Raw genomic sequence first — 13,262 nt, 5'->3', positions numbered from 1 at the left:
TGCAAAGTCTGACTTAGCAAACTGAGGAAACGTTAAACTAGACCTTGGTTTAAAAATGCGCCATCATGCTAAGTGTGGCTAAGCGAAATGACAGCAAATTAAACCGCCTTATGTCCCAGCTGCCTGAGGGTTTGCTGGTCGACTCGGCGTGGATGAGCGACCACGGCTACTCCACCGCGCTCCGTAGCCAATATGTGTCCGCGGGCTGGCTGGAACAGCCCACGCGCCGGGTTTATCGCCGACCACGTGGTACACTACGTTGGGAGCACGTGGTCATCTCGCTGCAGACCGTACTGCATCAGGTGTACCTTGTGGGCGGCCGTACCGCCTTAGAGCTTCAGGGGTTCAGCCACTACCTCTCCGCCAACTTTCGAGAGGTGCATCTCTACGGGCCGAAGCCGTTGCCCGGGTGGGTAGAGCATCTGAACGTCGGTGTTCGCTTCCACTACCACAACAACGAGAAGCTCTTTCGAAACGACCCGATCACGTTCGGGCTGACGAGCCTCGTGTGGGACGTCGCGAACAATAAGGGCAGCGGCAACGACCCCATCCACGGCAGCGCCAAGCCACTGCCCTGGGGCCACTTCGAATGGCCTCTGACAGTCTCCACGCCCGAGCGCGCCATCCTGGAAATGCTGGATCAGCTCCCGAAGAAGGAGAGCTTCCATCAGGTCGACAAGATGATGGAGAGCCTGACGACGCTCAGCCCGCGCCGCCTGTCGAAGCTCCTACACGACTGCAAGAGCGTGAAGGTGAAGCGTCTCTTCTTCTTCTTCGCCTTTCGCCACAATCACCGCTGGCTCTCGCATCTGGACCCAGAGCCGTTCGATCTCGGCTCTGGCAAACGCATGCTGGTCGAAGGCGGAAGGCTCGACCCGCGCTTCATGATCACGGTCCCGAAGGATCTCGATGGCCAACCGTGAGACCTATGAGCAGCAGGTCGCGCTGTTGGTGCGCATCCTACCGATCCTGGCCACAGAGAAGATGTTCGCCCTCAAGGGTGGCACGGCCATCAATCTGTTCGTCCGCGACTTCCCGCGTCTCTCGGTCGATCTCGATCTGACCTACATCCCGGTCCAATCGCGGGAGGAGTCCATCAAGGGCATCGACACGGGGCTGAACACCATCATCAACGGCATCAAGAACACGATCGCCGGCGCCAAAGTGAACGTCCAACGCTCGGCCGAGGGCCATGTCGAACGGCTTCACGTTCAAGCGGGTGTCACCATCAAGATCGAGGTCACGCCTGTCCTTCGCGGCGTGGTGTACGAACCGAAGTTGATGACCGTCACCGACGCCGTCGAGCAGAAGTACGGCTTTGCGGAAACCTGGGTGGTTTCCCAGGCCGACCTCTATGCCGGCAAGATCATCGCTGCGCTGGATCGCCAGCATCCGCGCGACCTCTACGACGTGAAACTCCTTCTCGAAAACGAAGGCGTCAGCGACGAGCTGCGGCGCGCGTTCATCGCCTATCTCCTCAGCAGCCGGAGAGCGCTCAACGCCGTCTTGAAGCCGCAGCGGCACGACCTTTCGCAGAAGTACGAGCAGGAGTTCGTGGGAATGGCGGCTAAGGACGTACCGCTCGAGGCGTTGCTCGAGATCCGCGAGAAGCTCATCGACATCATGGTCGCCAACATGCCGGATGACCATCGCCGGTTCCTGCTGTCCTTCAAGCGCGGCGAGCCCGATTGGGACCTGCTGGGGCTGCCACATGTCGCCGAACTACCGGCTGTAAAGTTCAGGGTTCAGAATCTCGAAGGGCTGGGTGTCGAGCGCCGGGAGCAGGAGCTGCAGAAGCTCAAGGATGTGCTCTACCCTGGCGATGCGAGGGATTCGAACCCGGAGGATCACCCTGCTTCTCGGTTGGAGTGAACGTTCGGTTTCCGGCACGACGCTAAGTTCCGCTTCTGGCGCTGGACGGACCTCCCCGAAGCCGAATTGCGCTAAGGCTTGCTGTTGCAGCGAAACTAGCGACGGGGGCTCAACTCCCCGATTTCAGCGCGCGCCGTGCGCTTGTCGAACAGGCACGTCAGACGCGCTTGTTGGCCCCGCATCGCGCCATGACGATAGGCCCCTTGCACGCTTGAGACCGTGTGATCCCTGAAATCCGGCGAGTAGGCGACGACGCGCGCCTGCCGCAGGTCACGCGCCTGCGCCAGGCAAGCGCTATCGGAGCGGCGCCGCAGATCGGCCCAGGCGTCGGGAGACGAGGCGTGGGCTTGAGTGGCGGCCAGAAGGCCGATCGCGAGGCCGAGGCGGAAGAAGGTCATTGGGCGATCCTTTCGTGATCAAAACGCGATTGGTGTCGTTCGTGAACGCTCAACGGTGACGGTGGGCGCGCGGCGCGGCCGGATCATGTCCAAGACCGGGCGATACGCTTCAGATGTAACGCGGCCGGGAGCCCGCCTCGGCGAGGCCCGCCGAACGTGTCGCCAAGCGATAGGGGCGGGGCTTCACGCCCCCGGGGTTTCAGTTGAAGTCGAACGGCGGCCAGGCGGCATCGTCGCGTAACGGGCCGGAGGTCAACTGCGGGCGCGGCGCGGTCTCCGGTTCGGGGACGTCCCGCGCCCGCCTGACCGATGGTCATCGCCGCCGCGTTGCCGCTCTTCGACCCCGCGTCGACGCTCAACGAACGGGGCGCCGATCGGGCCGGGCGGGGTGTCCCGATCCCCTTGAAGCGGAAGCCCCCATTGTCCCAGTACCCGATCCCCCAAGCCTCGAGCCTGCCTGTCGTCAGCCACGCAGAGCTGGACGCAAATCCCCACGAGGCCCTGCGCCGTTGGCGCGCCGCCGCGCCAGCCATCGAGCGGGACGACGGCGTCTGCATCGTCCTGCGGGCCGACGGCGTCGAGGATCTTTTGTTCGACCCCCGCACCCAGCAGCTCGATGGCGCGACCTACGCGGCCATCCGGGGCGTTCCCCAGGGCGCGCTGCATGACCTGCTCTCGACGTCGATGCTGTTATCCAACGCTCCCCGGCATAAGCCGCGCCGCGCGCCCATGTCGCGCATGATGTCGGCCCGCGCCATCGACGCCTTGCGCCCTCTCATCCGCTCCCTGGCAGAGAGCCTGATCGACGAGTTCGAGAATGATGGGCAGGTGGAGCTCGTCAGCCGCTTCGCCGCCCCCCTTCCGCCGCTGGTCATCAGCCACGTACTGGGCGCGCCCGCCAAGGATGCTCCGGAATTCTCCCGCTGGGTCTACCAGGTGTCCCCCGCCTTCTCCGCCGCCTCGCCAGCCCAGGACATCCCTCGCATGATCGAGGGAGCCGAGAACCTCACGCGCTACGCCGAGGCGCTGCTCGACGGCGAGCCGAGCGCGGCGCAGGCCGGCGCGGGACTTTCGGGCCTGGTGGAGAGCCTGTCCGCCGGCGAGCTCTCTCCGGCCGAAGCCAAGGCGCAGCTGGCCACCGTGATCCTCGGCGGGAGCGACACCACGCGCACCGCCATCGCCTCCGTCGTCGCCCTGACCTTGGCCCATGGCTGCCCGTGGAGCCTGTTCGCCTCGGATTCCCAGCTGAGCGCCTCGGCGGTCTCGGAGGCGCTGCGCTATGATCCGCCGGTGGGATCGGTCCCGCGCTTTTCGCTCGCGGACATCGTCCTGGACGGCTTCACCATCCCAGCTGGCCGCATGGTGTCGCTCTCCACCTTGTCAGCCCTTCGCGATCCCCATCGTTTCAACGATCCCGACCGGTTCGACATCCATCGCGCCGATCAGCCGCGATGGCCGGTCGCGTTTGGCGGCGGTGTCCACCGCTGCCTTGGCGAGGCCCTGGCGCGGGCCGAGCTGGAGGAATGCCTCATGGCGCTCAGCCGACGTTTTCCCACGATGCGGCTCATCGGACCGCCGCCCAAACTTCGCGGCTACGCCGGAATCCGGGGCGTCGACGAGCTTCACTTGGCCTGGTGAGGATCGAGCGAGGGCCTTCGCCTGAAGGTCCTCGCGTCGCTCGCCATCCGGGGCGCAACGAGGAACGTCCTGGTCGATGGCTTGCTTGAAGCGCCTTCCTAGCGGCGCGGCCGTCGGCTGATCGCCGTCGAGACGATGAGCACGGCGGCCAGGACGCCTGTCCAGAGCAGGGCCAGCAGACCAAGCAGTCGAGGCGCGGTCGTCATCAGCGGGCCCCAGAGCCCGACCCCCTGGATGAGCTGGTCCAGGCTCGGCAGCCCAAGCCCGGCCAAGGCCATGCGCATGCACCCCATGGGTCAGCGCGGGGTCATGTCGACGACAAGCGTCTTGGCCGCGACGCCGGGCGCCAGGCCTTGCGGCGCCGGCTCTCCAGGCTCGCCAAGGCTTCGGATGTATCGATAGAGCGCGCGGCGCTCGCGATCGGTCATGGCCTTGAGGCTCGGCCACGGCATGGGCGGGCGGCCGTCTCGCGTGGCGGCCATGGTCACCCACTCGTCCTCGCTCATGGAGGCGGTGCTCAGGCGAAGGTTGGCGGCGTAGCTGATCCCCCAGGGCCCCTTGAAGCCGATGGGCGCGCCCTTCAACCACTGGCTTTCGGAAACCTCGCCCTCCAAGAAGCCGGCTGTGTGGCAGTCGTTGCACCCCGAAAGCGCCACGAGATGGCGGCCGATGGCGATGTCGTCGGGACCGACAACCTCGGTCGTCGCGAGCGTCGCCGGAGCCGAGGGCTGGCAACCGCCCAGGCCCATGGCGGCGAGGGGAGCGACGAGCGCGGCGGCCAGGCCGCCGGGGGGCAGGCGGCGATGGGCGACGCGTGATCTGTTGGCGGGTGAGGGGCTCATGGGTCTTCCTTGCGCGGTGGAGGGATCACAACTCCTAGCCGGGTGCGCGGGCGCGAGATGGCGCGATCCTGGCGCGCCTATGACCTTCCTGCGCTTTGGCGCCGCGCCGACCGAAACCGACCAAAGCCGACAGGAAAGGCCGCGCCCCACAGGCGCGGCATGGGCGATAGGCAAGCGCCCGCCGCGGCTTCCCCAGGCGACGGGCGCCGGTCCCTTGCCCCCTTCTATCGAGGGACCGAGCCGGCTGGTCGTCGACGGCGCTGGTTGAGCGCGCCCGTCGATGGCCGGCCATTCCTCGCCGGCGCGGCGCGGTTCATCGCATTTTTCAAAAGCCCGGAGCGCGGGCGGAGCCGCCGTCAGGGGCGGGCCGCCGGTCGATGGCCAGCGCCGCCAGGCCGGCCACCGCCATGCCGAGCAACAGGCCGCCAAGGGCGTCGCTTGGCCAGTGGCGCCCCAGGGCGACGCCGGCCAGGGCGGCCATGAGCGAGGCGGCCAGGGCCGAGGCGACGGCCGGCGCGCGCAGGCGAGGCGAGCCTCGGCTCGCCGCCCAGGCCAGGGTCAGCCAGACCGCGGCGGCCATGGCCGCGTGGGTCGACGGGAAGCTCGCGCCGGCCTCGTAGGCGCCGGGCGGCCGCGGCCGATCCAGCATCGCCTTGAAGAAGAAGCTCGACGACAGGGCTGCGCCCGCCGCGCACCACAAGATGGCCGCCGGTCGCGCCCGCCTGGCGGGAAGGCAAAGGAGCGTGGCGACGGCGCATATCAGGCCCAGCAGGCGCGCGTCTCCCAAGGCCGAGCAGGCCTTCAGCAACGGCTCGTCGCTCAAGATGCTCATGAGCGCCTCGCGCGCGGGCTCGTCCCAAGGGAGCGGCTCACCCCGCGCGCCCCACACCAGGGCGCCGAGCGCGGTTAGGGCGATGCCCGCGCAAGCCGGGACGAGGCGGACCGCCCGCTGCTCGTTCGGCGCCGGGTGATCGCCGCGGGACGCCGCCGCGGGGCGTGGAGTGGTGAGGAAGGGCGAGGGCGGCGAAGGGGTCATGGCGGTTCCTGATCGGGACGCCCCAGTGCGTAGACGCCGACACCCGCGCGCGGATTGTCTCTTCGTGTCGCCGTTGGTCGCTGACTGCGGCGCGCCTCGGCGTTCCGGTTCTCGCCGCGCATCGTGGAGGCGTTAAACCGCAGGCGGGTACAGGGAAGGGCAGTCGATTACACGCCTTGAGCGCGTGTCGGGGGCATGAGGGCGGCTCTTCGAACCCCCCTCACGGAGACTTCCCCCATGTCCATTTCGCTCAAACCCCGATCCATCCGTCCGGCGTCGTCGCTCTTCGCCGCTTTGGCGACTTCCTGCGCGCTGGCCTTGCTCGGCGCCGCGCCGGCCCAAGCCGCGAGCGACGCGCGGGTGCGCGTTGGTGATCTCGATCTGTCGAGCCCCAGCGGCAAGGACGTCCTGCGCCAGCGCGCCAAGCGGGCCGCCCGGCAAGTCTGCGGCGCCGGGTCTCGCAGCCTCCTGACCGACGGCGCCCGTTGCCGCGCCGCAGTGCTCGACGAGGTCGCCGAGGCGGCGCGGGTCATCGAGCATCACCGCGCGACGGCCGCCAACGAAACTCACCTCCTCTCAGCCCTTTGCCAGCACAGGTGACAGACATGCGCTTCGCCGCCGTCCTGGCCGTATCCATCCTCGCCGTCAGCGCGCTTGGTCGGATCGCCGAGGCGGCGCCGGCGCGTGGGACGCCGCCGGCACCGGAGCTCCTGGCTCTTCGACGCGGCCTCTACGTGGAAGCCGGCCGCTCCTGCCTCGCGCCGACCGCGGGCGCCAAGACATATGACGGCGCGACGCTCCGGTCGTGGAGAGGCGGCCAATGCCGCTCCGAGCGGCTCTGGAGTCTCCAGGGCGTCCAGCGTCTTCGCCTGGCCTGCCTCGTGGAGCACGGCCGATGGGGGGAGACCGGCCGGCCTTATGTCCGCGTCCTCGATCCGCAGGGCTTCGAGATCGTCGAGGTGCGTCCCGACGCCGTCGAGCGCCCGCTACAACCGTAACCCGTTTCTCCCCGGGCGTAATCGCGCCGCCGCCCGACGCGGTGATGACGTCGCCCGCGGGCGCCTTGGCCCGCCGGAAGGGACGCCGCTTGCCATGAACTCATCCAACGCGCCGCTCAGGCGGCCAAGCTTCTTTGGTGGCCCGGGGCCTGGCGCCGCCGCGCCAGGGCGGGACCTGTCGTGTTCGGACCTGTTGCCGTCGGGCTCGCGCACCTTCTGGGTCGGCACGCGCCGCTCCAGGATCTCGGTCAACCGTCTGGTCAGCGAGCGCCGGGGCGCGCCGGTGCGGATCGTCGCATCGGCTCGCGAGGCCCATTGCATCCTCGTGCCGCTTCGCACCTGCGCGTCGCACGATCGCTGGACGGGCGACGAACGCTGGCGAGCCGCTCAGGTCGGCCCCGGCGACTTTTGCGTATTGGGTCCGGGCGTCGAGCACGCGGGCCTGCTCGACGGTCCTCTGGATCTCCTGCTTTTGACCATCGACCGCAAGGCGCTGGAAGATCTGGCCTCGGACGCGGGCGCGCCGCTGCGCGACGCCCCCATGGAGGAGGCGGCCTGGGCCGTGCCGGATCCGGCGGTCGCCCGCCTGGCCGCCGTGGTCGGCCAAGGTCTCGATGACGGCGCCGAAGAGCCGCTCTACTTTCGCCACCTCGTCCTTGCCTGCTGCCTCCAGGCCATCCGCGCCTTCGGCGCCCTCGACGACGCATCGGTCCGTCAGGGCGGTCTCGCCCCGTGGCAGGCGGCGCGCGCCAAGCGGCTGCTTTCGACGGACCTGTGCATGGACCGCGGCGTGCAGGCCGTGGCCGACGAGTGCGGTCTTTCGGCCGCCTATTTCGCCAAGGCGTTCAAGGTGACCACCGGCTGCACGCCGCACCGCTGGCGTCTGGCCGCTCGTATCGACGAGGCGCGCCGGCTGCTGGCCGAGGAGTTCCTGGCCATCGCCCAGGTGGCCGCCGCCGTGGGTTTCGCCGACCAGAGCCATCTTTCGAAAGCGTTCAAGCGCGAATGCGGGATCAGCCCCGGCGCTTGGCGCCGCCTTCACGGATCGGCCCGCGGGCGGACGCAGGACGGGTTCGTGGGGGAGGACGACGAGGCGGCCGTCGGGGAGACCGGCTGACCTCGTCCTTCCGCGAAGCAAAGGCGGCGCCGAGCTTTCGCCCGGCGCCGCCGGCGCTTTTGATCTTTGTCTGGCCTCAGCGCGCGGCGTGGGCGGCGTGCCGGGCGGCCTCGTCAATGACGTCGGCCACGGCCTTGGGCTTGCTCATGAAAACCACATGGCTGCCCTCGACCTCGCGGGTCGTCGCCCCGATGCGCTTGGCGGTCTGGCGCAGCAGCGCCGGCTCGATGGCCCCATCCCGGGTCGCCACCACGAACCAGCTGGGCTTGGCGCGCCAGGCGGCCTTGGAGACCTTGTCGCCGAAGGCGGCCATGTTGATCGGCACCTGGCTGTCGCGCATGAAGGCGGCGTCGGCGTCGCTCACGTCCGCGGCGAAGCCGCTCTTGAACTTCGGACCGTTGACGAACCCGAACCCGTCCTTCTGGGGCTCGATGACAAAGCCGGAGGGCGCCGGGATCTTGGCGAACTGGTCGCCCGTGGATTCACCCGCGTCCGGCGCCAGGGCAGCCACATAGACCAGGCCGGCCACATCCGCGCCCGAGCCGGCCTCGGTGATCACCGTGCCGCCGTAGGAGTGGCCGACCAGGATGGAGGGGCCTTCCTGGCGGGCCAGGACCCGGCGGGTGGCGGCCACATCGTCGGCCAGGGAGGTCAGCGGGTTTTGCACGATGCTCACCCGGTAGCCGCGGCGGGTCAGCTCGTCATAGACCCCGCGCCAGCCCGAACCGTCAGCGAAGGCGCCGTGGACCAGGACGATGTTCCTGACCGCGGAGGCGGCCTTGGATGGGGCGGGGGTCTGGGCCGGGTTGGTCTGGGCTTGGGCGGCGCCGAAGACGGCGGTCGCGGCGGCGGCGGCGATGATGGCGGACTTGAACGTGCGGGTCATGGCGTTGCTCCTTTGAGTAATTCTTGCCGGCTGGACCGGAGGCCGCCTTGGCCGCCCGTCCTCGCGACAACGTTTATCGCGATAAATGTTAGCTACCTTGGCTTTTCCCCGGGCGCAAGCTATAATTATCGCGATAAGCGACATTTCTTGAACGAGACCGACATGAACCGACGCCCGTCCGCGCCGCCGCCCCTGGAGCATCAGCTCTGTTACGCCGTCTATTCGGCGGGGATCGCCATCCAACGCGCCTACAAGCCCCTGCTGGACGAGCTTGGCCTGACCTATCCGCAATACCTGGTGCTCAACGTGCTCTGGAGCCGAGACGGCCGCCCGGTGGGCGAGATCGCCGAGCATCTGGCCCTGGAGCCCAGCACCCTGACCCCCTTGCTGCAGCGGCTGGAGGCCGCCGGCCTCGTGCGCCGCACCAAGACCGCGCGTCAGGTGATCATCGAGCTGACGGACGAGGGCGCGGCCATGCGCGAGCGCGCCGGGTGCCTGGGCGAGGCGCTTCTGGCCGCCTCGGGACAGACGCCCGCGGACCTTGGCGACCTCAACGGCAAGGTGCGCGGCCTTCGCGACGCGCTCTACGCCAGGATCGGCCGCTGGGCGCCGGATCGGCCGCCTGGCCGCTAGGCCAGGGCCAGCCCGTTTCATCCGCAACCTCACCCGGCGGCGCCGTAGCCGCCGCGTAATTTCCGCCGGCCACTTCCTTGCGCCACGCGCAAGCCGAGGAGAGCCGGATCATGGCCGACATCATGGACGCCGAACTGGCGGTCATCGGCGATTGCGGCCACACCAGCGCCCTGGAGCGGCCGGCCGCGGTCAGCGCGCTCATCGAGGGGTTCCTCGAACGCCTGGGATGGAGCGCTGGCCACGGGGACGCCGGCTTGACGGCGGGGGCTCGCCGATGAGTCGTCCCGGGCGCGCGGGCGTGACCATGAACGGGCCTGTCCTGAACCGGCGCCTTCTTTGGTTGGGCGGTGGCGCCAATCTCGCCCTGGGCGGCGCGGGCGCGGCCTTCATGATCGGGCGCGAGCGGGCGCCCTGGCCCAAGCGCGCGTTGCCGGCTCTGGACGGGCAGGGGCGCCTCGAGCGCGAGGGCGCCAGCCTGTGGCATGGCTGGATCGGGCGGGGGGAGCCCGTCCTCCTCCTCCATGGCGGCCTGAGCAGCAGCCGCGCCTGGGCCGACCACATCCCGTCGCTTGTCCAGGCCGGCCGCCGGGTGATCCTGGTGGACAGCCGGGGCCACGGCCAAAGCACGCTTGGAAGCGGCGCGCTGACCTATGAGCGGCTGGTCGCCGATCTGGGATTCGTGCTCGACCATCTTGGCGTCATCCGGCCCGACCTCATCGGCTGGAGCGACGGCGCCAATGTCGCCTTGAGGATGGCCATGGACGATCGCCGCCCGGTGCGCCGCGTCTTGGCTTTCGGCGCCGACATGGGCCCTGGCGCCGTCCGTCCCGACGCCGGAACCGCGCCCATCGTGGCGGAAGTGGCCAAGCGCCTGCGCGCCGACTACCAGGCCGTCTCGCCCGTCCCCGCCGGATACGACGCCCTCGTCGATCAGGTGAGGGCCATGCAGGCCAAGGGCTTCTCCGGCGGGAGCGCCGGCCTGGCCAGGGTTCGGGCACGGGCGGTGATGATCGCCGGCGGTGCGCGGGACGAGTTCATCCTTCCCGCTCACTTCGCCTGGATCGCCTCGGCCATTCCCGGCGCGCGGCTCTTCGTGCACGAGGGGACGGGGCACTTCATGCCCTGGACCCATCGCGGACGTTTCGGTCGCGCCGTCGGGGACTTTCTTTCCTCGTAGGATAGGTCAGAACAGCCGCTCCACCGCGGCGTCCAGCACGTAACCCACGCCGCGCTCGGTGCGCACGAGGCGCGGCCGGCGCGGATCGGCCTCCAGCTTGCGCCGAAGGCGCAGCACCTGCACGTCGACGCTCCGGTCGAAGGCGTCGTCATGGGCGCGGGTGGCGGCGATGAGCTGAGCGCGGCTGAGCACCCGCCTTGGCGCCTCCAGCAAAGCCACCAGCAGCGCGAAGCCGGCCCGGCTCAAGGGGACGACTTGGCCGGCGGGGTCGGTGAGCACCCTTGTGGCGCGCCGAAGCTCCCAGCCTTCGAAGCGGTAGCCGCCGGTGGGGGCGCTGGTCCCTCCGCGCCTGGCCAGCTCCTGGCGGCGGAGGATCGCCCGGGCCCGGGCGAGCAGTTCGCGAAGGTCCAGCGGCTCGGCCATGACGTCGTCGGCGCCCAGCTCCAGCGCCAGGGCGCGGTCGAAGGCGTCCTTGCCCTGGCCACCGAGCATGATCAGCGGCGCGCGCGACTGGTCACGCACCGACCTTAGGAACTCAAGGTCATCATAGGCGCGCCCGCGAAGGTCGAGGATGACCACGCTGGCGGACAGGCGCGCGAGCTGGGCGGGCGCCTGTTCCGGCGTGCAGCAAAATGGCGAGCAGCGCCGCTCGGATAGGTAATCGGCGATGGCGGCGCGGGCCGGGCCCGGCGCGCCGGCGACGAGCACGCGCGACGGGTGCGGCGAGGCCGCGTCCGGGGCGGCCGATCGCGCGGCGGGGAAACTGTGTCTGAGGAACATGGCTGTAAGAGGAGGCTGGCCGGCGGGCGGCGGGTGAGGGAATGGTGGTGGGAGGCGGCCGTCCGGCCGCCCCCCGGCGCCGGACGGCCCTCTTGGGGCGGCGCTTAGAAGCCGTGGTCCTCGGCGATCATCCGCGCGGCCTGTTCGCCGACCACGGCGCAAGGCGCCTGGGTGTTGCCGGTGGGCACGCGCGGGAAGACCGAGGCGTCGGCCACGCGCAGGCCCTCGATCCCGTGGACCTTCAGTCGGCCGTCGACCACCGACAGGTCGTCGGTCCCCATCTTGGCGGTGCAGCTCTGGTGCCAGTAAGTCACTGCGGCGTCCCGCACGAAGTCCTCCATGGCCGCGCCCGTCAGATCGCCGGGCAGGGCCTCGCCGCGCACATAGGGCGCGAAGGCGCGGGCCGCGCCGAGCTCGCGGCAGAGCTTCACGCAGGCCAGGCCCGCGCGCAGGTCGTCGGGATCCGACAGCATGCCCGCCTCGATGCGCACCGGGGCGGTGGGGTCAGATCCGCCGAGGCGCACGCGGCCCCGGCTTTTGGGGTGGGCGAGGCCGGCGAACATGGTCCAGCCGTTCAAGGGCACGCCGCGCGTGGCCGTCTTGTCGCTGGGAACGGGGAACTCCACCTGGCAAAAGAGCAGGTCGGGCGCCTCCAGGTCCGGGCGGCTCTTCCAGTAGAGGGTCGCCTCGCTGCCGCTGTTGCGCGGAGCGAGCGGCTCTTCGTATTCCCAAAGGCAGCCGAACGAGACGTGGTCCTGCAGGTTGGCGCCGACGCCGGGCAGGTGGCGGATCACGCCGATGCCTACGCCGCTGAGCTCCTCGCGCTCTCCGATCCCCGACTGCATGAGCACCTTGGGCGTGTGCATGGCGCCCAGGCTCAGGACCACCTCGTGTCTGGCGCGCACCTTCAAGGTCTCGCCGCCGCGCAGCACCTCCACACCCACGGCGCGGTCCTGCTCGATGAGAACCCGCAAGACCAGAGCCCCAGTCACCACCGTCAGGTTGGGGCGGTTCAGGTTGGGGCGCACATAGGCGCGGTAGAGGGAGTTTCTTCGGCCGTCGCGCACCAGCATCTCGCTGATCGCCGCGCCGCCGGGGCCTTCCATCATCTCGCCGTTGGGGCTGTCGAAGGTCGGCACGCCGACCTCCCCGGCGGCCTCCAGCATGGCCAGGGCCAGGGGGCTTGGATCCTGTGCCCGCTGAACCCAGACCGGGCCGGTTGTGCCGCGGCGCAGCGCATCCGGCGTTCCCTGGAAATTCTCGATCCGGCGATAGACGCCAAGAACGTTGTCATAACCCCAGGAGGCGTCGCCCGTGTCGGCGGCGTAGCTGTCCCAGTCGCTCTTGTGGCCGCGCGCCCAGACCATGACATTGATGCTGGAGCCGCCGCCCAGACCCTTGCCCATGGACATGGACAGGGCCCGGCCGTTGACGTGGGGGCTGGGCTCGGCCTGGAAACCCCAGTCGCGCTCGGAGCCCAGGTTGAACGGCCATCGGGCCGGATCAAGAACCGTCTCGGCCTCGTCGTCGGGCCCGGCCTCCAGGAGGAGGACCTTCACGTCGGGGTTCTGCGATAGCCTGGCGGCGACCACCGAGCCGGAGGAACCTGCGCCGCAGACGATCACGTCATACTGCTCGGCGATGGCGGCCTGTCGGGCCATGGGGGGGGCGGTGTCAGTCATCTGCTCGTCCTTTCTCGTCGCGGCGCGCGCCCACGCGCGGGCGTCTCCGGCCGCGTCGCTCGACGAGGCCGGCGATCGCGCCCGGCAAGACCAGGTTCACGCCAGTGGAGGCCGGGCTCGCGTCGTGCGCGCCGGGCCGATCAAGCTCCGCCGCTGGAGCGTGGGGAGCGCCGCGGGGGATGGCCAGGAGGCCAGCGGCGAGG

The 13,262-nt window shown here is 69.7% G+C and carries 16 protein-coding genes; 9 read left to right on the top strand and 7 right to left on the bottom strand.

Annotation, left to right across the window (positions count from 1 at the left end):
- The first annotated feature begins 65 nt into the window (after positions 1-65).
- Complete coding sequence (locus P7B02_RS03515; RefSeq protein ID WP_277784919.1) at positions 66-923, top strand: type IV toxin-antitoxin system AbiEi family antitoxin domain-containing protein; 858 nt, start codon at positions 66-68, stop codon at positions 921-923.
- Complete coding sequence (locus P7B02_RS03510; protein ID WP_277784918.1) at positions 910-1,872, top strand: nucleotidyl transferase AbiEii/AbiGii toxin family protein; 963 nt, start codon at positions 910-912, stop codon at positions 1,870-1,872. The genes P7B02_RS03515 and P7B02_RS03510 overlap by 14 nt, the downstream gene beginning before the upstream one ends.
- 95 nt (positions 1,873-1,967) lie before the next feature.
- Here P7B02_RS03510 and P7B02_RS03505 read toward each other — a convergent pair whose 3' ends face one another.
- Entirely contained in the window at positions 1,968-2,270 is a 303-nt protein-coding gene (locus P7B02_RS03505) for a hypothetical protein (protein ID WP_277784917.1), read from the bottom strand.
- Positions 2,271-2,690: 420 nt separating this feature from the next.
- Here P7B02_RS03505 and P7B02_RS03500 point away from each other — a divergent pair, with 420 nt between their 5' ends.
- On the top strand, positions 2,691-3,908 hold the full coding sequence (locus P7B02_RS03500) for a cytochrome P450 (protein WP_277784916.1): 1,218 nt from the start codon (positions 2,691-2,693) through the stop codon (positions 3,906-3,908).
- Positions 3,909-4,006: 98 nt separating this feature from the next.
- Here the strand turns inward: P7B02_RS03500 and P7B02_RS03495 are convergent, their stop codons facing one another.
- The 3 genes from P7B02_RS03495 to P7B02_RS03485 all read right to left on the bottom strand — a co-directional run bounded on the left by P7B02_RS03495 (position 4,007) and on the right by P7B02_RS03485 (position 5,786).
- Positions 4,007-4,192 carry a hypothetical protein gene (locus P7B02_RS03495; RefSeq protein WP_277784915.1) on the bottom strand — a complete coding sequence of 62 codons (186 nt, stop codon included), beginning with the start codon at positions 4,190-4,192 and terminating at the stop codon, positions 4,007-4,009.
- A 12-nt stretch (positions 4,193-4,204) separates the two neighbouring features.
- Positions 4,205-4,750 carry a cytochrome C gene (locus P7B02_RS03490; RefSeq protein ID WP_277784914.1) on the bottom strand — a complete coding sequence of 182 codons (546 nt, stop codon included), beginning with the start codon at positions 4,748-4,750 and terminating at the stop codon, positions 4,205-4,207.
- A 325-nt stretch (positions 4,751-5,075) separates the two neighbouring features.
- A complete protein-coding gene (locus tag P7B02_RS03485) occupies positions 5,076-5,786 on the bottom strand; it encodes a phosphatase PAP2 family protein (protein WP_277784913.1) in 711 nt (236 codons plus the stop codon).
- Between the two features lie 237 nt (positions 5,787-6,023).
- Here P7B02_RS03485 and P7B02_RS03480 point away from each other — a divergent pair, with 237 nt between their 5' ends.
- From P7B02_RS03480 to P7B02_RS03470, 3 genes are all read left to right on the top strand, one after another.
- On the top strand, positions 6,024-6,386 hold the full coding sequence (locus P7B02_RS03480) for a UrcA family protein (protein ID WP_277784912.1): 363 nt from the start codon (positions 6,024-6,026) through the stop codon (positions 6,384-6,386).
- A 5-nt stretch (positions 6,387-6,391) separates the two neighbouring features.
- Positions 6,392-6,784 (top strand): hypothetical protein, encoded by a 393-nt coding sequence (locus P7B02_RS03475; RefSeq protein WP_277784911.1) that lies wholly within the window; start codon positions 6,392-6,394, stop codon positions 6,782-6,784.
- Positions 6,785-6,878: 94 nt separating this feature from the next.
- A complete protein-coding gene (locus P7B02_RS03470) occupies positions 6,879-7,901 on the top strand; it encodes a helix-turn-helix domain-containing protein (RefSeq protein ID WP_277784910.1) in 1,023 nt (340 codons plus the stop codon).
- Between the two features lie 76 nt (positions 7,902-7,977).
- Here P7B02_RS03470 and P7B02_RS03465 read toward each other — a convergent pair whose 3' ends face one another.
- A complete protein-coding gene (locus tag P7B02_RS03465; RefSeq protein ID WP_277784909.1) occupies positions 7,978-8,787 on the bottom strand; it encodes an alpha/beta fold hydrolase in 810 nt (269 codons plus the stop codon).
- Positions 8,788-8,949: 162 nt separating this feature from the next.
- Between P7B02_RS03465 and P7B02_RS03460 the strand changes: the two genes are divergently transcribed.
- The 3 genes from P7B02_RS03460 to P7B02_RS03450 all read left to right on the top strand — a co-directional run bounded on the left by P7B02_RS03460 (position 8,950) and on the right by P7B02_RS03450 (position 10,597).
- Positions 8,950-9,420 (top strand): MarR family winged helix-turn-helix transcriptional regulator, encoded by a 471-nt coding sequence (locus P7B02_RS03460; RefSeq protein ID WP_277784908.1) that lies wholly within the window; start codon positions 8,950-8,952, stop codon positions 9,418-9,420.
- Between the two features lie 110 nt (positions 9,421-9,530).
- On the top strand, positions 9,531-9,698 hold the full coding sequence (locus tag P7B02_RS03455; protein WP_277784907.1) for an alpha/beta fold hydrolase: 168 nt from the start codon (positions 9,531-9,533) through the stop codon (positions 9,696-9,698).
- Entirely contained in the window at positions 9,695-10,597 is a 903-nt protein-coding gene (locus P7B02_RS03450) for an alpha/beta fold hydrolase (protein ID WP_277784906.1), read from the top strand. The genes P7B02_RS03455 and P7B02_RS03450 overlap by 4 nt, the downstream gene beginning before the upstream one ends.
- Before the next feature lie 6 nt (positions 10,598-10,603).
- On the opposite strand, the gene P7B02_RS03445 is transcribed toward P7B02_RS03450, so the two are convergent.
- Entirely contained in the window at positions 10,604-11,377 is a 774-nt protein-coding gene (locus tag P7B02_RS03445; protein WP_277784905.1) for a winged helix-turn-helix domain-containing protein, read from the bottom strand.
- A 104-nt stretch (positions 11,378-11,481) separates the two neighbouring features.
- A complete protein-coding gene (locus tag P7B02_RS03440; protein ID WP_277784904.1) occupies positions 11,482-13,059 on the bottom strand; it encodes a GMC family oxidoreductase in 1,578 nt (525 codons plus the stop codon).
- Between the last annotated feature and the right edge of the window lie 203 nt (positions 13,060-13,262).

The organism is Caulobacter segnis (genome assembly GCF_029543125.1).
In the GTDB taxonomy this organism is placed as follows: Bacteria; Pseudomonadota; Alphaproteobacteria; order Caulobacterales; family Caulobacteraceae; genus Caulobacter; species Caulobacter segnis_D.
The sequence above is the reverse complement of the archived record's forward strand: the minus strand, read 5'-3'. Positions and strand labels throughout refer to the sequence as shown.